Consider the following 20702-nt stretch of genomic DNA (forward strand, 5'->3'; position numbering starts at 1 on the left):
CGGAACCGGTGCGCACCGACGACGTGGCGATCATCGGGGTGTCCGCCCTGCTCCCGGGCGCCCACGGGCTGGCTGCCGTCCACGACCTGCTCGCCGCGGGGCGCGACGTCACCGGGCAGCCGGCCGGGGAACGGTTGCGGGAGAACGGCTTCGCGCCCGGCCCCGGCTACCTGCCGATGGGCTACCTCGACCGGATCGACCGCTTCGACCACCGCTTCTTCGGCGTGCCACCGGCCGAAGCCGCGTGGATGGACCCGCACCAGCGGCTGATCCTGCAACTCGCCCACGAAGCCCTCGAAAACGCCTGCTACGCGCCCCATGCCCTGCGCGGCTCACGCACCGCCGTCGTGCTCGGCAGTTCGCGCAGCGACTACGAAGACCTCTTCGACGAGGAAGACCCGCAGCAGATCCTCGGCATCCTGGCGGCTTCGCTCGCCGCGCGGATCAGCTACCGCCACGACTTCACCGGGCCCGCGCTCGTCCTCGACACCGCCTGCAGCGGCAGCCTGGTCGCCGTCGCCCACGCCGTCGCCCTGCTGCGCAGCGGGGCCGCCGACCTCGCACTGGCCGGCGGCATCAGCGTGCGGCCGGTGCCGATCCGCGAGGCCGGGCACGTCCCGGTCCGCGGGGTCGAGTCGCCCGAGGGCCGGTGCCGCCCGTTCGACGAGAAGGCCACCGGCGCGGTCGGCGGCGAAGGCGGCGGGATCGTCGTGCTCAAGCCGCTGGCCGCCGCGCTCGCCGACGGCGATCACGTGCACGCCGTGCTGAAGGGCATCGCCGTCAACCACAACGGCTACCGGATGGCCAGCATGAGCGCGCCGAGCCGGGCGGCCCAGACCGAGGTGATCACCGCGGCCTGGCGGGACGCCGGCGTCGACCCGGCCACCGTCGGGTACGTCGAGTGCCACGGCTCGGCCACCCCGCTCGGCGACGTCGTCGAGGTCGAGGCCCTCCGCCAGGCGTTCCTCGACGCCGGGGTGACCACCCCGTCCTGTGCGATCGGCTCGATCAAGGGCAACATCGGGCACCTCGACAACGCCGCCGGGGTCGCCGGGCTGGTCAAGGTGCTGCTGAGCGTGCGGCGCGGCGTCCGGTACCCGACCGCGCACTTCGAAACCCCCAACCCGCTGATCGACTTCGGCGGCCCGGTGCGGGTCAACCCCGCGTTCGGTCCCTGGGAGGACGCCACACCGCGGCGGGCGGGCCTGAGCTCGTTCGGGCTCACCGGGACCAACGTGCACGCCGTCGTCGAGCAGCCCCCGGAGGCTCCGGAGCCCGCGGAACCGGACGGGACCGAACACCTGGTGACCGTCTCGGCGAAGACGGCGTCCGCGCTCGCCCGCTACCGCGACGAACTCGCGGACTTCGCCGAATCGAGCGGGCACGACGTCCTGGCCATCGGCCACGCGATGAACCGCGGCCGCGATGACCACCCCGTCCGGATCGCCGTGGTCGCCGCCGAGCCCGCCGCGCTCGCCACGGCCCTGAGGTCGGCCGCCGTCCCGGACACGCCCGCCCCGGACGACCCACCCGTGGTGCTGCTGTTCTCCGGGGACGGCGGGGTCGAACCCGAGCTCTGGGCGGACCTGTGCGCGGCGTGGCCGGTCCTCGGCGACGACCCGCTGCCCGGCGAGCCGGGCCCCCGGCTGGTCGCCGTCCACCACGCGCTGCACCGGCTGGCCCGGTCGCTGGGCCTGCCCGACACCCACCTCGTCGGGTCCGGCGCGGGCAACCTGTCCGTGCGGATCGCGCGCGGCGAACTGTCCATCGAGGACGGCTTGGCGGTCGCGGCGGGCCGGGCCGTCGGGCCGGCGCTCGACTCGGGCCGGCTGGCCGAAGCGGTGCGCGGGTTCGTCCGGGACGGCGCGGTGCTGGTCGAGCTCGGCACCGGCGGCGTGCTCTCGCGGACGATGCGCCGGCTGGCGCCCGAGCTCGGCTGCGTCGAGCTGATCGCCGGGGCCGGACGGCCAGCGGTGCTGCGGCAGGTGGCCACGCTCTACCGGCTCGGTGTCCGGCTCGACTGGGACCGCCACTACGCCGGGACGCCGGTGCCGCGGATCGAAGCGCCGGCCTACCCGCTGGAAGGCGTCCGCTGCTGGTGCCGGCCGCCGGGCTCGCCGTCCGTCGAGACCCGGGCCCCGGAACCGGTCGCCGTGGTGTCCGATGTGGACACCGAGCGCCGGGTCGCCGAAGCCTGGGCGCGGGCACTGGGGGAAGACGAACTCGACCCCGGGTCGGACTACTTCGCCCTCGGCGGGACGTCGATCGCGGCGATCACCGCATTGCGCACCATGGAACGCGACTTCGGCGTCGAGCTGACCTTCGCCGACCTGTACGGCCACCCGACCGTGCGGGCCTTCGCCGCCCGCATCGAGGCCGTGCGGGCCGAGCGGGGCCCGTCCGGCGACGTCCCCGCCATCGCGGTGCTGCCGCGCGGCGGCCCCTTGCCGCTGTCGTTCGGCCAAGAGCAACTGTGGTTCCTCGACCGGCTCAACCCCGGCAGCGCGCTCTACAACATCCCGCACGACCTCCGGCTGTCCGGCCCCCTGGACGAAGCCGCGCTCGCCGGGGCCGTGCAGGACCTCCTCGACCGCCACGAAATCCTGCGCACCTGCATCCCCGACGACGACGGCGTGCCGTTCACCCGGCTCGCCGAACCCGGACCCCGGCTCGTCGTGCACGACCTGAGCACGCTGCCCGAAGCGGAGCGAGCCGCGGCGGCGCACCGGCTGGCCGGCGAGGAGGCCGTCCGCCCGTTCGACCTGGCCACCGGCCCGCTGGTCCGGATCACCCTGGTGCGCCTGGCCGAAGCCGACCACGTCCTGCTCTGGACCTACCACCACATCGTCTTCGACGGCTGGTCGCCGACGATCTTCTTCCGCGACTTCACCGAGCTCTACCGGGCCCGGCTGGCCGGGCGGGCACCCGAGCTGCCGGACCTGCCCTTCCAGTTCGCCGATTTCGCGGCCTGGCAACGCCGGCGCCTGTCGGGGGAGACCCTCGAGCGCGGCCTGCGGTTCTGGCGCGCCGAGCTGGCCGGCCTGCCCGCCGCGCAGCTGCCGCTGGACCGGCCCCGCCCGGCCGCCCAGTCCTTCGACGGCGACCTCGTCGAGTTCACCATCGCCGAACCGGCCGCCGAGGCCGCCCGCCGGTTCAGCCGCGAACACGGCGTGACGACGTTCGTCACCATGCTCGCGCTGGTCGACGCGCTGCTGCACCGCTGGGCCGGCTTCACCGACGTCGTCGTCGGCGTGGCCACCTCCGGCCGGACGCACCCGGCGACGCACGACCTCATGGGGTACTTCAACAATCTGCCGCCGTTCCGCACCCGGGTCGAGGGCGAGCTGTCGTTCACCGACCTGGTCCGCCGCTGCGCGGACACCGTCGCCCACGTCCTCGACCACGAGGAAATCCCCCTGGAGAAAATCGTCTCGGCGGTGTGCGGGCCACGCGAACCCGGCCGCCAGCCGCTGTTCGACGTCGCCTACACCTACCAGAACGTCCCGCAGGACACCGCCGAACTGGGCGGGCTGGAGTGCTCGCGCTTCTCCGACGCCGGCACCGTCGCCGGGATCGCGCCGGGTACCGCGAAGTTCGACCTCACCGTCGGCGTCATCGACCAGCAGGACGGGCCGATGGACGGCTACTTCGAGTACGCGACCGCCCTCTTCGACCGCGGGACGGCCGACGCGCTCGCCCGCCTCCTGCCCGGCCTGCTCGACGCCGTGCTGCGCGAACCCGGCCGCCCCCTGGCCGCCCTCCCGGCCGTCGACGGCGAGCCGGTCCCCGCCCCCACCCACCGGGAGCCCGCCATGACCAAACCATCCCTTGTGGACAGTGACACCGCCGGCCACGCCGAACGGGTCCTCGCGGCGATCTGCGCGGAGCTGCTGACCGGCGGCGGCCCGGTCGGCCCGAAGGACAACTTCTTCGACCTCGGCGGCGATTCGGTCCTCGGCGTCCGGGTGGCCGCGCGGGCGGCCAAGGACGGCGTCCACTTCACCCCGCAGCAGCTGCTGCAGTGCCGCACGCTCGGCGAACTGGCCCGGGCCGCGGTCGTCGACGGCCCGGCACCGGTGGTCGCGCCGTCCTCGGCGCCGGCCCCCGAGCCGCCGCGCGCGATCCCGCCGACCCCGATCATGCTCAGCTTCCTGGACCGGATGCCGGACGACGTCGGCGACTTCGTCGACGTCCACACCGTGGAGACCACCCCCGAGATCGGCGGCGCGGTGATCCGGACGGCGATCGGGCACCTCCTCGCCCTGCACGAACCGCTGCGCTACCGGCTGCGGCGCAACGCACTGGGCGCCCGGCTCGAAGTCGCGGACCTCACCGCGGCGGACGTGTTCGACACCAAGGTGCTCCCGCCGCTGACCACCGACGAGGAACTCGGGATCGTCGCGGACGACTGCCTGGCCATGAAGGCGGAGATGGATCCGGCGCGCGGGCCGCTGTTCCGCGTCCGCCACTACGACCGCGGCCGCGCCCGCGGCGGCCTGCTCGTCCTGCTGGTCAACCACTTCGTCTTCGACAACATGTCCACTGTGGTCGTCCTCGACGACCTCGACGTGCTGCTCGCGGACCTCGCGGCGGGCCGTCTCCCGGCACCGGCGCCCCGGCCGCCGCGGTGGCGGGAATGGGCCGAGCACCTGCGGGCGATGGCAGCCTCGGACGAGCTGTCCGGCGAACTGACCTACTGGACGGCGACCCTGCGGGCGGGTGCGGCGGCCGGCGCGATCGGCGGCGCGCCCGGCGACGGCATCACCGCCCGGACCCTGGACGACTCGGGCGTCGCCACGCTGCTGGCCGCCGGGGGCGCGCAGGGCCGGGAGGCGGCGCTGTGCGCGGTGTCCTGCGGCCTGGCCCGGTGGCAGGGCGCGCCGAGCGCGTTCGTGATGACCGAGGGGGAGGCCACGCCGAACCCGTTCCGGCTGGCCGGGCGCGGCCCGTCGGTGGGCTGGTTCACCACGCTGCACCCGCTGGTGCTGCCGGTCGGGCCGGGCACCACGGCCCGGGACTGCCTGCCGGAGATCGCCGACCGCGCGCGCTCGGTGCCGAACGACGGCGTCGGCTACGGGATGCTGCGCCACCTCTCGCCGGACTCACCCGGGACCGCCAGGTTGCGGGCCCTGCCCGAGCCGGAAGTCCTGGTGCTGCACGGGCCGAGCGACACCTCCGCGTTCGACTCCGGCGTCCGCCTGCTGCGGACCCGCTGGGACCTGTCGGTGAACCTCAAACGCGCGGTCGCGTCCTGGTTCCCGCTGGTGGTCACCAGCGCGGTGCGGGACGGGGCGCTGCGGCTGGCCGTGGCGGGCGGCGTCGGCCAGGAGCGCCTCGACGCGCTCGCCGACGAAATCCTGGGCGCCTTCACCGAACTGCCGTGATCGCGCTCGCCGCCTCGGCCTGGTACCTGCCGGAGACCTTCCTGCCGGTCGCCGAGCTGCCCTCGCTCTCCGACGCCGAACGCGCGACCTGCGCCGCGCTCGGCATCGACCGGGTGCCCGCCGACGACACGCTGACCGCGGCCGACCTGGCCGCCCGGGCGGGGGAGCGGGCGCTGGCCACCGCGGGCCTCGACGCGAACGACGTCGACGTGGTCCTGACGGTCGAGCCGCGGGCCCCGCAGACGCTGGTCAGCTCGGAAGCGACCCGGCTGCAGGCGATGCTGGGCGCGGAGCGGGCGATGGCGTTTTCGGTCGGTGGCCTCGGGTGTGCGTCACTCACCCCGGCGTTGCTCGCCGCGGGCGGGCTGCTGCGCGCCGATCCGGAGCTGGGGAACGTGCTCGTCCTGCACGGGAGCAAGCCCGCGACGCCCGGGCGCTACCGCCACCCCGTCACGGTGAACGGCGACAGCGGTGGCGCGCTTCTGTTGCGGCGTCAGGGAGAACTCCGGATCCGGGACGTCCTGCTGGAGACGAACGGGGCTTACGCGGACCTGTTCCGCGTCGACTACCGGGACGAGGAGTTCGCGCGCTGGCGGGAGGAGTGCACCGACCCGGCGGTCTACTCGTTCCGGCTGGCCGTGGAGACCCGCAACCGGCTGCGGGCCCTGGTCACCCGCCTCCTCGGCCGCAACGGCCTGAGTCCCGCCGACGTCCCGTGCTACCTCGCGCAGAACCTGTCCACGGCGGCGTTCCGGAACTGGTCGGAGGCGATCGGCGTCCCGATCGCGAAAGCGTGCTTCGACAACCTGGCCCGCTTCGGCCACCTCGGGCCCAACGACGTCTTCTTCAACCTCTCCAGCGCCCGGGAAACCGGGGAGTTCGGCGGGCGCGCAGTGCTGCTCAACATCAGCCCGGCTGCGGCGTGGAGCGCGCTCTTGGTGACGACCGACGAGACGACGTCCCACGAGCTGTGAGGCCCGGGGCGGGCGGCAGCCGCCCGCCCCGGGTGGTTCACCGGATCAACGCTTGCAGGGGTTGCCCGCCGGGTGCGCGGCGGTGCCGTGCACGTCGGCCTGGGACTCCGCGAGCACGATCTTCGCCAGCGGGGTCTCCAGCGCGACGGCCTGCTGCTTCACGACGCCGTTCGCGATGGTCTGGCCGTTCAGCTTCAGCGAGCCGATGACCAGCGCGATGGTCAGCGGCGCCGAGCCCACCGTGACCGACACGCCGTTGATCTTCAGCGACGCGACGTTCGAGCTGCCGGTCAGCACCGGGGCGAGCCCGCCCGGGGCCGGCTGGCAGGTCGCCGCCGCCTGGGACTGGATCACGCCCAGCTCGATGGTCAGCCCGACCGTGCTGATCACCGTCTTGTCGATCTTGGCCGACGCCTGCGCGTGGTCACCGGCCGCCGGAGCCGCCGACTGGTTGTCGGGGGCCAGGTCGGTCGACGAGGTCAGCGCGTGCGTCTGCACCTTGATCAGGCCGGCGTTGAGGGTCGCGTCGAGGACGGTCTTGCTGTCGTCGGCGCAGGGCAGGTTCGCCGGGTTCGCCACGGCCGCGGTGATGCCGATGACGTTCGCGGCGGTGCCGGTGCAGGAGAAGACGCCGTCGCGGTCGTCGTCGACGATCGTGCCGACGCCGGTCGGGTCGACCAGCCCGGCGCCCGAAGGCGCGGACAGGGTGACGGTGAACGTCTCGTCCGGCTCGTCGACGGTGTCCGGGTTGACCAGGACGGTCACCGGCTTGGTCGTCTCGCCGGGCGCGAAGGTCACGTCACCGCTCGCCGCCTGGTAGTCCGCCGGAGCGGTCGCCGTGCCGTTCGCGGTGGCGTAGTGCACCGACACCGGGTTCGGGCTGGCGCCCCCGAGCAGCGACACGGTGAAGGTGGCCGGCACCGGCGCGCCGCCGGAGCCCTCGTTCACCGTGACGTCGTTGATGCTCAGGCCGAGCACCCGCACGGTCGTCGTCTCGACGTACCCGCGGGACACGCCGTCGACCTGGTAGTCGACCGTGCAGTGGTAGGTGCCGGGCACGGCGTCGGCCTTGGCGGCGACGGTCTCGGTGAACGTCGCGACGTCCCCGCTGGGCACCTTGACGCTCGCCGGGGCGTTGGTGAGCGTCAGCTGCGGGTCGCAGCTGGTGACCTTCGGGGTGACCGTGACCTCGATGGACTTGATGCCGTCGAGGATGGCCTGCGACACCTGGTTCGACGGCACGTTGTTCAGCAGCACGCCGCCGGTGGCCGTGGCGATGGCGCTCGCCTGGCCGTCGGCGTCCAGCGCGCCGACGTTGACCGCGACGACCCGGATCTTCGCCGCCTTGAGCGCGTCGATGGTCTGGGCGAGGGTGGGCCCGCCGCTGGGATCGTGCGACGGCGCGTCGCCGAACCAGGCGATGATGCGGGTGCCGTCCGGGCGGAAGGTGACCGCGCCGCTGGCCAGTTCGAAGAGCGCGTTGAGGTCGGCTTCGGGCAGGTCGCCACCGCCACTGGCCGACCACTGGTCGATGCCGGCCTGCACGGCGGCGGTGTTGGCGGTGATGCCCTGGTTGACCTTGAAGGGCACGGAGTCGGTGAAGTCCTTGTACTCGGCGACGCCGAACTGGGCGGTGGGCTGCGCGGCGAGCACGTCCCCGGTGATGGCACCGGCGTTCGTGCGGACGTTGTCGATGGCGCCGGCCATGCTGCCGGTCGTGTCGGCGAGCAGCACGAGGTCGGGGTTCGGGGGGACGGCGGAGGTGGTGACGTGCTTGGTGACGGTGGTGCTCTGCCCGGCGGAGAGCGTGAGATCGACGGTGGCCGGATCCACACCCGGCGGCGCCGCGGCCGCGACGGCGGCCGGGGTGAGCAAGGCACTGACCGTGGTCAATGCGACGAACAAGGATCTCCGCGACATGACTTCCCTTCCGAAGGCCGGATTGCTGCGGGTTGCCTCGGGAAGACGGAAAGCGCGGGATTTCGTTAGCAGGCCGGGAAAGCGTCACTCGGAGCGCCGCATGTCAAGGCGCTCAACGGGGTACGGGTGCGGTTCCGGGCTACGGAAACCATGGTTCGGATGAGCCGGGGCACCGAATGCCGTGGTGCGGGGTTCACTCGATTCAGCGACGCTCTGGCACGGCCGGTACCGGGTGATCTTGGGCCTCGCGGCGGTTTTCGCAGCGCGGGGAGCGAATTTCCGCCCGAATGTCGTAACGCGCAGCGCTGCTTCTGGCGCCCGGCCGGGGGATCCCCGGGGTCGCGAATGACTCATTCGCGACGCCTGAGGTCCGCAATGGGTCATTCGCGACCTCCGGCCCGGGGTGCTCCGGACGGCCTTACGCCGGACCGGCCGACCGGTAGCGCTCGTGCGGCGGGTTCAGCGGCCTGGATGCGCCGGCCGGCCGAGGTTGGCGAGCGCCGCGTGCGCCGGTTGGCCGGTGTCGGCGAGCACCCGCGCGCGCCGGTTGGCCGGTGTCGGCCAGCACCGCGCGCTGCCCGGGTGCCGGAGGGCAGGGCTGGCGCGGGGCGGGTTTCGTGTCCCGGGATCACCGCCCCGGACCCGGCGCGGTTCGGGCAGTAATCTCGCGCCAGCGGCCGTGCGAGGCGCGGCTCAGCGGCCCGGACGCGCCGCCTGGCCGAGGTCGGCGAGCACCGCCCGCGCCGCCCGGGTGCCGGATGCCAGCGCCCCCTGCAGCGAGCTCGTGTCCCGATGATCCCCACACACGTACATCCCGTCGCCCAGCCGGACATCGCGCCGGAGGGCGTGTGGCGGGGGCATCGACGGCAGGCCGTGGGCGATCTCGTAGCGGGCCACCAGTGGCCAGCGCGTCGCGTCCGTGCGGTACATCCGGCCCAGTGCCCGCCGGACCTCGCCCTCCGGCAGGGTCGTCAACGCCGACGCGCTCACCAGGGCCGTCCCCGGCGGTGCGTACGTCGGGCACACCTCGCTGACCACGCTCGTGTTGACCACCGGCCCGCCGCGCGCGTCGATCACGATCACCGGCTCGCGCAACGGGGACCGCGGGGGTGCGAAGTACCACGTCGTCCCGCTGTTCCAGCGCGGCTCCGCCACTCCGGCGAGCCGTGCGGCCGTGGAGCCGTCCGTCGCGACGACGACCGCACGGGCCGGCCAGCGCGTGCCGTCGGCCGTGCGGACCTCGCCCGGACCGATCTCCTCGACCGGTGTCTCCAGGTGGACGGCCGATGTCGGCAGGCCGCGGGCCAGCTGTCTCGGGAGCTCGCCCATGCCCAGCGCCGGCAGCGACGGGGCCGAGCGCAGGAAACTGCGCCACACCAGCTGGAAGAACCGGGCCGACGTGGCCAGCTCGCCCTCCAGGAACACGCCCGAGAGGAACGGCCGGAACACCGTCTCCACCGCTCGCGCGGACACCCCCGCGTGCCGCAGCTCGGCGAGCGTCGTGCGGTCGTCGCGGTCGATGATCGCCTGGGCCGGTCCCGCGGCGACGCGGGCCGACAGCGCGCCGAGCGCCGCCAGGTCCTTGGCCGACAGATAACGCCGGGCCGCGATGTCGCGCAACGCCTTCGGCGTGTCGAGAGGGTGGCCGAGCAGGGAGAGGCGGTCGTCGTCGGACACCCGGACCGCGCGCCAGAACCGGCCGAGCTGCAGGGCGTCGACGTCGACCAGGCGCCGGATCGCGGGATAGGCCGGGTTGAGGATCTGGAAGCCGCGGTCCAGCCGGAAGCCGTCGACGACGTCGGTACGGACCCGGCCGCCGACGTCGTCCGAGGCCTCCAGGACCGTGCACGGCACGCCGGCCCGGTGCAGGGTGACGGCGGCGGCCAGCCCGGCGAGCCCTGCGCCGACGATGACGGCGGTCATCGGCTGAAGAACTTCGTCGCGGCGAGCCGGTTGAGCACGCCGATCCGGCCGCGGTTGGGCACCGACCGCAGCGGGTGCCCGGCGAGCCCCCAGCCCTGCAGCAGCGTGGTGGCCGCGGCCCAGCCGGTCGTCGCCGCGCGTTCCATCAGCGCCACCGGCAGGTCGATCCGCACGCCGTCGCCGGCCAGGACCAGCGCCGGGTCCGGGGTCGAGACCGTCGGGCGGTGCGCGAAGTCGCCCAGGCCGAACAGCGGGCAATCCTCGCGCCACAGCGAGATCGACGCCGTCACCCCCGCACCCAGCGTCTCGGGGTAGATCGCGTGCAGCCGGTCGTCCACGGCCTTCACCAGCGTCTCGCGGTCGTCGGTCGCGGCCGCGTACGCGTGCAGCTCCACGACCGAGCCACCGGTGCGCGCCGCCCAGCGGCGGGCTTCGCCCTCGTACCGGTCCAGCAGGCTGATGTTGTCCAGCGGCGGCACGCTCCCGGTGCCCAGGAAGGGCGGCCGGGCCGCGTCGACGGGCCGGTCGAGCCAGAGCCGGCGGACGAGGAACGGCGGTGCCGTGCGCAACCCGGCCACGGCCGCCCGCCACTCCGGTGTCCCCACCGTGGGCGACGAGCCGACGATCGCCTGCAGCCCGCGCACCGAAGACGCGAGCACGACGCTGTCGAACTGCGCGGTGTCCTCGGCCGTCGTGACGGCGAAGCCGTCGGACGTGCGTTCGAGGGACGCCACCGGTGTGCCGGTCCGGATCGTCACCCCGCGGTCGGCCAGGTAGCCGGCCAGGGGATCCCACAGCGCCTGCGGGAACGGCTCGGTCGGCACGTCGAACACCAGACCTTCGCTGGAGCCCAGGAAGTACAGGTGGAACATGGTCGCCAGCTCCGCCGCGGACAGCTCGCGCGGATCGGCGAAGAAGCTGCGCGAGAACACCTCGAACGCCAGGTGCTTGGCCGCTTCGGGGAAGTTGATCGCGTCGAGGAAGCTCGCGGCGTCGATGTCGTCGAGCCGGTGGTAGGTCTCCGGGACGCTCACCGTGGCCAGCGGCAGGGCGTTGCGGCCGTTGAGACGCACGAGGTCGCGCGGGGTGAACGTCGGGCTGCGCCAGGCGAACGCCAGCGCGTTCCACGGCGGCGTCCGGGGGAGCCCCGCGAAGGTGTCCGTGCGGCCTTGGGCGTCCAGCAGCGGGTAGTCGGCCAGCGGGGCCAGCCGGTCGAGCCCGGGATCGGTGCGCATGAGCAGCGCCCGCAGGTTGTAGTACTGGCGGAAGAAGGCGTGGAAGCCCCGGCTCATGGTGACGCCGGTGCCGTCCGGCAGCCGGTCCGCCCAGCCGCCGACGCGCCCGCCGAGGTGGGTGTCACGCTCGAAGAGCGTCACCGCGACGCCCCGCTCGGCCAGCCCGGTGGCCGCGGTGAGGCCCGCGATGCCGCCGCCGACGACCGCCGCGGTCGGGCGCCGGCCGAGCCGCCCGGCGTCGGGCAGGCCGGGCGGCGCCGGCCGGGTCTCGATGCGGCGGTCGGTGCCGGGGATCACGGGTGCTCCTGCGGGTTGGTGCCGAGGACGGTGTGCACGATGCCGTGCTGCCAGCCCGGCATCGTGCCGGTGCGGACATCGGTGAAGCCGGCGTCGGTGAGCCGGCCGGCCAGCGCGGCGATCCCGTCGAACTCGAGGACGCTGCGGCGCAGGTGGCGGTAGAGGGTCGCGTCCCCGGTGGTGGCCTTCCCGAGCGGGATGATCACGCCCGCGCAGACCGCGTTCCACACCCACCGGGCGCGCCGGGAGTCGCGAACCGAGTACTCGTGGATCGCGATGCGGCCGCCGGGACGCAGCAACCCGCGCAGCCGCCGCAGCTGGGCGGTCGGATCGCTGAGGTTGCGCAGCAGGTACGCCGCCAGGATCGCGTCGAACGGGCCGGAGATCCCGGCGAGTTCCTCGACCGACGTGTGCACGAAGGTGACGTTGCCGGGCCAGGGCTTGGCTTCGGCGCGCGCGAGCATTTCCCCGGAGGCGTCGAACGCGGTGATCTCCGCTCCGGGTGCGATCGACCGCAGCGCGGCCGTCGACGCGCCGGTGCCGCAGCCGGCGTCCAGCAGCCGCAGGCCGGCCCCGGCCCGGGGCAGCTCCAGCCGCCGCGCCGAGAGCCGGAGGTGTTCGTGGTAGCCGGGATTGGCGCCGACCAGCCGGTCGTACCACCGCGCTTCGGTGTCGAAGGCCGACGGCACCGCGCCGCGGGGGAGGCCGTCCTTGGCCATCTGGTTCATGCGCGCTCCTCGCGGGGGCCGGTTCGTTCCCACACCAGCAGCACCGCGGTCACCAGCGCGAAGCCGAAGAGGAAGTCCTCGACCGGGATGTCCCAGGGGAAGCGCCAGCCGGTGATGTGCTCGGGGGAATAGCGGACGATCGGGTCGGACAGCTTGGTCAGCCAGCCGTCCACCGGGATCTGGAAGGCGGTCACGATGGCCATCGCGATCCAGTAGGCCGGACGGCGGAACAGGCCCGTGCGCAGCACGAAGACCTCGAGCAGCACGACGACGGCCACCGCGGCGACCGCGGGCACGGTGTAGCCCCAGGGGATCACCGGCGTGCCTCCTTCTTCGCGAGCCGCCGCACGAACACGGTGGTGAGCTGGACGGCCTCGTAGGTCAGCAGCCCGCAGATCGGGATCACCACGAAGAACAGGACCTCCTCCAGCGGCACGGCGAACGGCGCGCGGATCCCGGTGACGCGGCCCGGCGCGTAGTCCCAGACGCGGCCCGCGATCGCCAGCGCGTCCCAGACGAGGAACACCAGCGCCACCGGCAGCACCGTGCGGACCAGCCGGCGCGGCTGCCGGTACACGCGCGCTCCGGCGAGCTCCAGCGGCAGCGTCACCAGGACGCACGCCGCCAGCACGACGAGGTATTCGAGCTGGCCCACCTCAGCCCACCGCCACCGGGAGCGCCGGCGCCGGGTGCCGGACCCGCGCCCACTGCGTCCGCGCGACCGCCCCGCACGCGACCAGCAGCCGCTGCCCCCGGGACACCGCCGCGCGCCCGGCGAAGACGTCGTGGCCGGCGGCCTCGATGCGGTCGAGGATCCGGCCGTACAGGGTCGCGGCCGTGGCCACGCACGGGCGGGAAACCGGGTGCAGCATGGCGATCCCGGGCCGCGCCTGGGCGTACACCTCGCGCGTGACGGCGATCTGGTTCCGGATCGCGGTCCGGACCGGCCGGTCGGCCCGCCCCTGCCGGGCGCACCACGTCAGCCGGTCGCGGTCGACGCCGTCCGCGGCCAGTTCGTCGGCCGGCAGGTAGACGCGGCCGCGCTCCAGGTCCTCGGCGACGTCGCGCAGGAAGTTGGTGAGCTGGAAGGCTTTCCCGAGCGCGGCGGCCCGCGGCTCGGCTTCTTCGCGCGGGGCGACGGTGCCGAGCACCGGCAGCACCTGCAGCCCGATCACCTCGGCCGAGCCGTGCACGTAGGTGTCGAGCTGGGCGCGGGTGGCGTAGCCGGCGACGGTGAGGTCCATCCGCATCGAGGTGAAGAACGCCTCGAAGTACGCCTTGGCGAGGGTGTACCGGGCCGCCGTGTCGATCACCGCGGTGAGCAGCGGGTCGTCGCTCGCGCCGGCGTCGAGGTCGGCGAGGAAGCGCTTTTCGACCTCCCGCAGGCGGGTGTCGAGCGAGGCGGGGGTGGCGTCCGCGGCCGGCTCGTCGACGATGTCGTCGAGCCAGCGGGCGAAGCCGTAGAGCGCGTGGATCGCCGGCCGCTGGGCCGGGGTCAGCAGCCGCGTCGCGAGGAAGTACGTGCGGCCGTGCCGGGCGTTGAGTTCGCGGCACCACGTGTAGGCCGAGCGCAGGCCCGGTGCGCGGATGCCGGCGGCGTCGAGTTCACGTCGGGTCATCGGGTCCCTCCGGTGATCCGGTCGGCGGCCAGTCTGCCGGAGATGAGCACGGTCGGCACCCCGACGCCGGGCACGGTGGCGCCGCCGGCCAGCACGGCGTTGTCCGTCCCGCGCGGGAGGTTCCGCGGCCGGAACGGGCCGGTCTGGGCGAAGGAGTGCGCGTAGCTGAACGGCGTCCCGGCGACCAGCCCGCGGTCCGCCCACTCGGCCGGGCCGAGCACGTACGTGAACTCCGGTTCGAAGCCGGGCAGCAACCGGGCCCGGGCGACGTCGAGGACCTCCTCGGCGTAGGCGCCGCTCCCGGCCGCCCAGTCCGCCTGGCCGCGGTCGAGGTTGGGCACCGGCGCGAGCACGGAGTAGAGCTGACGTCCGGGTGGCGCGAGCCCCGGATCGGACGCGGTCGGCCGGGTGATCAGCAGCGACGGATCGCTCATCCGCCGTCCCTGCGTGATCAGCTCGTCGAACGTCGACCGCCACCCGTGCCCGAAGGAGATCGTGTGGTGGGCGACGTCCGGGTGCGCCGAGGGGCCGCCGGCGTGCACCACGAGCGCCGACGGCGCGGCCCGCAGCGGCACCGGCCGCCGCGGGTGCCGTCCGAGCAGCCGGTAGCTCTCGGGCAGCTCGGTGGTGAGGATGACGGCGTCGCAGGGGTACCGGGTCCCGGAGGCGGTCCGGACGGCGGTGACGCGGCGGCCCCGGCGTTCGAGCTCGGCCACGGCGTCGCCGTACTCGAACTTGACCCCGGCGTCGGCCGCGACCCGGGCCAGCGCCCGCGGGAGGGCGGCGATCCCGCCGGTGGGGAAGTACACCCCGCCGACGGTGTCCATGTACGAGATCACCGCGTACAGCGCCAAGGCCCGCATCGGGGACTCGCCCGCGTAGAGCGCCTGGAAAGTGAACACGCGCTTGAGCCGTTCGTCGGAGAGGAACTGCCCGACCCGGCCGTCCAGCCGCCCGAACCCGCCCAGGGCCACCAGCCGGGCCAGTTCCGGGCGGAGCATGCCGAGCGGGGAGTCGATGTTCGCGTCGACGAACCGGCCGAACTCCGCGCGGTACAGCTTCGTCAGCCAGGCGCGCAGGCGGGTGTAGCCCGCGGCTTCGGCCGGGCCGGCGAACTCGCGGACGGCCTCGGTCATCGCGTCCGCGTCGGAGTGCACGGGCAGCGTGCTGCCGTCGGCGAACTGCGCCACGTACGCCGGGTCGAGGCGGGTCAGCGGCAGTTCCTCGGTGAGCTGGGCGCCGACCGCGGCGAAGGTGTCCCGCAGGATCGACGGCATGGTCAGCACGGTCGGGCCGGTGTCGAGCAGGTAGCCGTCGCGCTCGACGCGGCCCGCGCGGCCGCCCGGGCCCGGGTCGCGCTCGAGGACGGTGACCTCGCGGCCGCGTCCGGCCAGGTGCAGGGCCGCGGCCAGGCCGGCCAGCCCGGCCCCCACGACGACGACGCGGTCCGCCGGTCCGGGCACGGTCTTCATCGGACGCGGTCCGTGCAGCGGATCGCGAGCGCGGCGAGCAGGTCGGCGGCCGGCTCCGGAACCACCGCGGGGTCGATCGCGACCAGGGCCTTGTCGGCTCGTTCCCGGATCAGCTCGCCCAGGCGGTCCCGGGCGCCGGTGGCCACGATCAGGTCCCGCCAGCGCTCGACCGCTTCGTCGTCGATCACCGGGAGGTCGAGCAGCTCGGCGAGTTCGGCCTGGCGGCGCCGTCCGGCCATCGCCGCGGCGAGCACGACGACGCTGGAGGCCTTGCGGTCGCGCAGGTCCTGCCCGGCGGGCTTGCCGGTGACGGCCGGCTCGCCGAACACGCCCAGCAGGTCGTCACGCAGCTGGAACGCCTCGCCGACCAGGCCGCCGAACTCCGACAGCCCGGCGGTCAGCTCCGGGCCGCAGCCGGCCAGCGCCGCGCCGAACTCCAGCGGCCGCTGCACGGTGTAGTTGCCGGACTTGCGGCGCAGGACGTCGAGCAGGGTGTCCCAGCTGGGCAGCGCCCGGGCGTCGTTGACCAGGTCGGCGAGCTGGCCGACGGCCAGTTCGGCCCGCATCGCGTCGTAGTGCGGCCAGGCCCGGGCCAGCCGCGCGGGGTCCAGCCCGCTTTCGCGCAGCAGCTGCTCCGACCAGACCAGGAAGAGGTCGCCGAACAGCGTCGCGGCCGATTCGCCGAACCGGGTGGCCGAGCCGGCCCAGCCCTGCTCCTGGTGCCACCGGGCGAACCGGACGTGCAGGGCGGGCCGGCCCCGGCGCAGTTCGGAACCGTCCATCACGTCGTCCTGGACCAGGGCGAAGCAGTGCAGCAGCTCGAGTGCCGCGGCCGCCCGGATGGCGGCGTCGGAGTCCGGCTGCCCGCACCGCCAGCCGACGTAGGCGAACAGCGGCCGGAGGCACTTCCCGCCCGCGACGAACTCGGGCACCGCCGTTTCCGCGAGCGCCCCCTCGCTGCGCCCGGCGAAGTGCTCGGCCGCCCGTTCGGTCACGAACCCGTGCGCCTCGGCCAGGCAACGCCGGCCCCAGGCGTCCAGCCGGTCGGCCGGCGTCATCGTCGCGGTCATCCGCCGCCCTCCCACGTTCAGGCTATTCGATTCGCAACCGTTGCATATGGGGTGTAGCTTGTCCACTTGAACGGATGAAAACGCGGCGGTGACCCGAACCGATCGCTGCCGCATCGAAGCGACTTTCCTGTGGACGGGGTGGTGTTGCCACGCGCCGCCCCGCCGGGCCCGCCGCCTCCCCTCGGCGCGGGTCCGGCATCCGGCGGCGCCCGGGTCTCCACCCCGGGTGTCGCCGGATGCGCGCCGGATAAACTTCGATCCGGGGGGTTCGGCTGGCAGGACGTGGTGTCGATGGACGTCGAGGCGGTGGGTGGCCGGGGTTCGTGGACGCCCGGCAAGGTCGCCGAACTGCTCGGCGTCTCGCCGGTGACGCTGCGCACCTGGGCGGCGCGCTACGGGGTGGGTCCCTCGCTTCGCGACGACGGGCGCCACCGGCGCTACTCCGACGCCGACGTCCGCCGCCTGCAGCACATGCAGCGGCTCATCGACCGGGGCCTGCGCGCCCGCGAGGCCGCCGCGGCGGTCTTTTCGGGTCTGCCCGACGCGCTGCCGGACGTCCCGGCCGGCCGCCGCATCGAGGAGCTGGAGGGCGCCGCGGAGGGGCTTGATTTCGCGGCGCTGGCGGCGTTGCTGGACGAGCTGCTCGACGCGCTGGGCCCCTCGCGAGCCTGGACGGACGTGCTCGTGCCGGTGCTGACGCACCTGGGCGGCCGCTGGCTGCGCGGCGACGTCTGCTTCGAGTCCGAATGGGCGCTGACCGGCGAGATCTCGCTGGCGCTCCAGCGCTACAGCGCCCGGTTCGCGAACATCCCGCCCGGCCGGGCGGTGGTCCTCGCGTGCTGCCCGGACGAGCGGCACAGCCTGCCGATGGAGGTCCTGCGGGCGGCTTTGGTGGAGATCGGCATCCCGGCGGTGTACCTCGGCCAGCTGGTCCCGGCCGAGACGACGGCGGCCATCACGGCCAAACTCGACCCGGCGGCGGTGTTCCTGTGGTCGATGTCGGCGGGCACGATCGACGACGCCCTGGTCCGCCGGCTGCGCGGCCGCGGGGTCGGCGTGGTGCTGGCGGGGCCGGGGTGGGAGAACCTCGCCGGCCGGGACGTCGTGTGGGTGAACGATCTGGCCGGGGCGATCGAGGTGGCGGCGGAGCGGCTGAAGGCTTAGCGCCGGCTCGGCGTGGTGGCCGGGTGCGCGAGTTCCGGCGCTCCTCGGAGGTCGCGAATGACTCATTCGGGACCTCCGACGCCCCGAATGAGTCATTCGCGACCTCGCGGGTACACGTGAGCTGCGCGGCCTTGTCCCGCTTGCGCGTGAAGCGTCGCGCCGGGACGCCAGCCCCGGCCCGGAAGCGTTGCGCAATCGCTTCACATGGCTGAGGATGGCTCGCGAGCCGGTCTTCTCGGCCGGTCGTGTTCGGGTGGGAGTGTGTCAGGTGGACTTCAAGCGGCAGGTGATCGAGCGCTGGCCGGCGCGGTGGCCGGTGCGGCCGTTCCGGGAACCGGCCTGGGCGCGGCAGGAACCCACCTACCGGGAGTGCAGTCCCGCGCTGATCGAAGCCGCCGTCAAGCGGGCCGGCACGCGGCCGTCCGGCAACTGGTTCGTCTTCGCGGCCGCCCGCGAGGTACGCGCCGACCGGCCGTTCGGGGTGCGGGTGGCCGGCCGCGAACTGGTCGCCTGGCGCGGGCCCGACGGCGGCCTGCTCGTCGGCCCCGGCGCCTGCCCCCACCTCGGCGCCCCGCTGGAGCAGGCGCGGGTGCACTGCGGTGAGCTGGTCTGCCGCTGGCACGGCCTGCGCGTCGGCGCGGACCGTCCCGGGTGGACGGCCCTCCCCGCCTTCGACGACGGCGTGCTCGCGTGGGTCCGGCTCGACCGGATCGGCGGCGAGGAGCCCACCGAGCGCCCGCCGGTGCCGGTCCGTCCGGACGGGACGACGGTGGACGCCGTCGCCACGCTCACCGGCGTCTGCGAGCCCGAAGACGTCGTGGCCAACCGCCTCGACCCGTGGCACGGCGCGTGGTTCCACCCGTACTCGTTCGCGCGGCTGCGCGTGCTGTCCGCCCCGCAGGGTGTCGACGTCGCCGAGGAGGACGACCGGTTCGTCGTCGAGGTGACGTTCCGCCTGGCCGGCAAGATCGGTGTCCCGGTGGTCGCCGAGTTCACCTGCCCGGGCCCGCGCACCGTGCTGATGACCATTGTGGACGGTGAGGGGGTCGGCAGCGTCGTGGAAACGCACGCCACCCCGCTCGGTCCCGGCCCGGACGGCCGCCCGGAAACGGCCGTGATCGAGGCGACGATCGCGGCGTCCGAACGGCCGGGTTTCGCCCACGCTGCACGGTTTGCGCCGGTTTTGCGTCCCCTCATGCGCCGGGCCGCCGCCCGCCTGTGGCGCGACGACCTGGCCTATGCGGAACGCCGGTACGCCCTGCGCGCGCCCTGATCCGCCCCTGCGCCGACTGCGTCGAGTTTCCGGAGCCGACCCGGGTTTTCCCTTGGCCGCGCGGGAGGTGAGCGCGGTGGTCGGGCGCATCCGTGATCGAGGACGTCCGCACCACGGTGGGGACGGCGGAACATCCGGCCAAGGCCGTGGTCGGCGAGGCCGTGCGGGTGTCGGCCACCGTGTGGGCGGACGGCTCCACCCGGCGGACCCGGCTGGAGCCCGACGGCGGCGACGGCTTCGCGGCGATCGTCGTCCCCGACGAACCCGGGGTCCGGACCTTCCGGATCGGCGCCTGGAGCGAGCCGTGGACCGCTGGCCAACGACTTCGAGATCGGCGCGCGGTTGCTCGAACGCGTCGCCTACCGGCCCGACCGCCGCGCCGAGCGGGAGGCGCTGCTCGACGCCGCCACCGCGTTGCGCAACCGGGACCTCCTGGTGCGCCTTCGTCGCGCGGGCCCGGGAACTCGGTCTGGAGGTCGCCCTCGACCTGGCCCTCCAGTGCGCGCCGCGGTCACCGCCGCGGGGCTGGCCGCGGCGGTCCGCCCGGAGGCGGGCGGACGCGCAGGCGGCCGGCCGGGCGATCAGCGCCCTGGTCGCGCCTCCGCGGCCGCCTGTTCCGACCTCGCGGCCACGGCGAACTGCGGCTGGTGACCCGCCAGGAGGGTCCCTGCGCGGTCGTCGAGGTCCGCGACCGCGGCCCGGGCATCCCGGCAGACCTGCTGCCGAGGCCGTTCCAGCCGTTCTTCACGACGAAGGACATCGGCCACGGCACCGGCCTGGGCCTGCACCTGGCTGCCGGTGTCCGCCCGGCGCGGGGCGGTCAGTCCTTGACCGCCCCGGCCGCCAGCCCGGTCCGCCAGAAGCGTTGCAGCGCCAGGAAAGCCAGGATCAGCGGGATGATCGACAGCAGCGAGCCGGTGACCACGATCGCCTTCAGGTCCGGATCCCGGGTGATCTGGGTGTTCAGCGTGTACAGCCCGAGCGTCACCGGGTAGAGCCGGTCGCTGGTCAGCATCACCAGGGGGAGCAGGAAGTTGTTCCAGATCGCGACGAACTGGAACAGGAAGATGGTGATCAGCGCCGGGGCCATCAGGCGCAGGCTCACGGTGTAGAACATGCGCACGTCGCCCGCGCCGTCGATGCGACCGGCTTCGAGGATCTCGTCCGGGACCGACGCCGCCGCGTAGACACGGGCCAGGTAGACCCCGAACGGGCTGATCATGCTCGGCAGCAGCACCGACCACACCGTGTTCGTCATCCCGGCGCCGGCCAGCATCAGGAACAGCGGCACCGCGAGCGCGGTCGGCGGGACCAGCACGCCGGCCAGGATGGTGGAAAACGTCAGCGAGCGCCCGCGGAAGGTGAACTTGGCGAGGGCGTAGCCGGCCATCGCCGACAGCAGCGTGGCCGCCGCCGCCCCCACCACGGAGTACAGCGCGCTGTTGGCGAGCCACCGCAGGTAGAGGCCATCGCCGAAGGTCACGGTGTCGCGCAGGTTCTCCCCGAGGTGGTTGCCGGAGAACCAGAGGCCGAACGTCGTCGACAGATCGGACGCGGACTTCGTCGCGGAGATCGCCAGCCAGACCACCGGCAGCAGGAAGTAGACCGCGGCGACGAACATCGCCGTGGTCACCACGGCGGAG

Annotated in this window: 14 protein-coding genes and 1 pseudogene; 5 read left to right on the forward strand and 10 right to left on the reverse strand. The window is 74.1% G+C overall.

What is annotated here, in order from left to right:
* The first annotated feature begins 8 nt into the window (after positions 1–8).
* Together H5965_RS12925 and H5965_RS12930 are read left to right on the forward strand one after the other, a co-directional pair.
* The gene (locus H5965_RS12925; RefSeq protein ID WP_310969900.1) at positions 9–5384 is read left to right on the forward strand and encodes a condensation domain-containing protein; all 5376 of its coding nucleotides are present in this window, start codon (positions 9–11) and stop codon (positions 5382–5384) included.
* Complete coding sequence (locus H5965_RS12930; protein WP_310969901.1) at positions 5381–6358, forward strand: 3-oxoacyl-ACP synthase; 978 nt, start codon at positions 5381–5383, stop codon at positions 6356–6358. Before H5965_RS12925 ends, H5965_RS12930 begins: the two co-directional genes overlap by 4 nt.
* Positions 6359–6403: 45 nt before the next feature.
* Here H5965_RS12930 and H5965_RS12935 read toward each other — a convergent pair whose 3' ends face one another.
* The 9 genes from H5965_RS12935 to H5965_RS12975 form a co-directional block, all read right to left on the reverse strand.
* Complete coding sequence (locus H5965_RS12935; protein WP_310969902.1) at positions 6404–8278, reverse strand: Calx-beta domain-containing protein; 1875 nt, start codon at positions 8276–8278, stop codon at positions 6404–6406.
* A 693-nt stretch (positions 8279–8971) separates the two neighbouring features.
* Positions 8972–10201 carry an NAD(P)/FAD-dependent oxidoreductase gene (locus H5965_RS12940; protein ID WP_310969903.1) on the reverse strand — a complete coding sequence of 410 codons (1230 nt, stop codon included), beginning with the start codon at positions 10199–10201 and terminating at the stop codon, positions 8972–8974.
* Positions 10198–11733, reverse strand: coding sequence for an NAD(P)/FAD-dependent oxidoreductase (locus tag H5965_RS12945; RefSeq protein WP_310969904.1), 1536 nt, complete (start codon positions 11731–11733; stop codon positions 10198–10200). Before H5965_RS12945 ends, H5965_RS12940 begins: the two co-directional genes overlap by 4 nt.
* Positions 11730–12461: a class I SAM-dependent methyltransferase gene (locus H5965_RS12950; RefSeq protein ID WP_310969905.1), complete on the reverse strand. Its 732-nt coding sequence runs from the start codon at positions 12459–12461 to the stop codon at positions 11730–11732. Before H5965_RS12950 ends, H5965_RS12945 begins: the two co-directional genes overlap by 4 nt.
* Positions 12458–12778 (reverse strand): lycopene cyclase domain-containing protein, encoded by a 321-nt coding sequence (locus H5965_RS12955; protein WP_310969906.1) that lies wholly within the window; start codon positions 12776–12778, stop codon positions 12458–12460. The genes H5965_RS12950 and H5965_RS12955 overlap by 4 nt, the downstream gene beginning before the upstream one ends.
* A complete protein-coding gene (locus H5965_RS12960; protein ID WP_310969907.1) occupies positions 12775–13116 on the reverse strand; it encodes a lycopene cyclase domain-containing protein in 342 nt (113 codons plus the stop codon). The genes H5965_RS12955 and H5965_RS12960 overlap by 4 nt, the downstream gene beginning before the upstream one ends.
* Position 13117: 1 nt before the next feature.
* A complete protein-coding gene (locus tag H5965_RS12965; protein WP_310969908.1) occupies positions 13118–14080 on the reverse strand; it encodes a phytoene/squalene synthase family protein in 963 nt (320 codons plus the stop codon).
* On the reverse strand, positions 14077–15552 hold the full coding sequence (crtI, locus tag H5965_RS12970) for a phytoene desaturase family protein (protein ID WP_310969909.1): 1476 nt from the start codon (positions 15550–15552) through the stop codon (positions 14077–14079). Before crtI ends, H5965_RS12965 begins: the two co-directional genes overlap by 4 nt.
* Entirely contained in the window at positions 15549–16622 is a 1074-nt protein-coding gene (locus H5965_RS12975; protein WP_310969910.1) for a polyprenyl synthetase family protein, read from the reverse strand. Before H5965_RS12975 ends, crtI begins: the two co-directional genes overlap by 4 nt.
* Positions 16623–16913: 291 nt before the next feature.
* On the opposite strand from H5965_RS12975, the gene H5965_RS12980 reads away from it, so the two are divergent.
* From H5965_RS12980 to H5965_RS12990, 3 genes and pseudogenes are all read left to right on the forward strand, one after another.
* Positions 16914–17786, forward strand: a complete 873-nt coding sequence (locus tag H5965_RS12980) for a MerR family transcriptional regulator (RefSeq protein ID WP_310969911.1) — start codon at positions 16914–16916, stop codon at positions 17784–17786.
* Between the two features lie 268 nt (positions 17787–18054).
* The gene (locus tag H5965_RS12985) at positions 18055–19059 is read left to right on the forward strand and encodes a DUF5914 domain-containing protein (protein ID WP_310969912.1); all 1005 of its coding nucleotides are present in this window, start codon (positions 18055–18057) and stop codon (positions 19057–19059) included.
* 146 nt (positions 19060–19205) lie between these two features.
* A pseudogene (locus H5965_RS12990) lies at positions 19206–19850 on the forward strand (ATP-binding protein); the annotation flags it as partial.
* Positions 19851–19879: 29 nt separating this feature from the next.
* Here the strand turns inward: H5965_RS12990 and H5965_RS12995 are convergent.
* Positions 19880–20695, reverse strand: coding sequence for a carbohydrate ABC transporter permease (locus tag H5965_RS12995; protein WP_310970583.1), 816 nt, complete (start codon positions 20693–20695; stop codon positions 19880–19882).
* Positions 20696–20702: the final 7 nt, after the last annotated feature.

Source organism: Amycolatopsis sp. 505 (genome assembly GCF_031625235.1).
In the GTDB taxonomy this organism is placed as follows: domain Bacteria; phylum Actinomycetota; class Actinomycetes; order Mycobacteriales; family Pseudonocardiaceae; genus Amycolatopsis.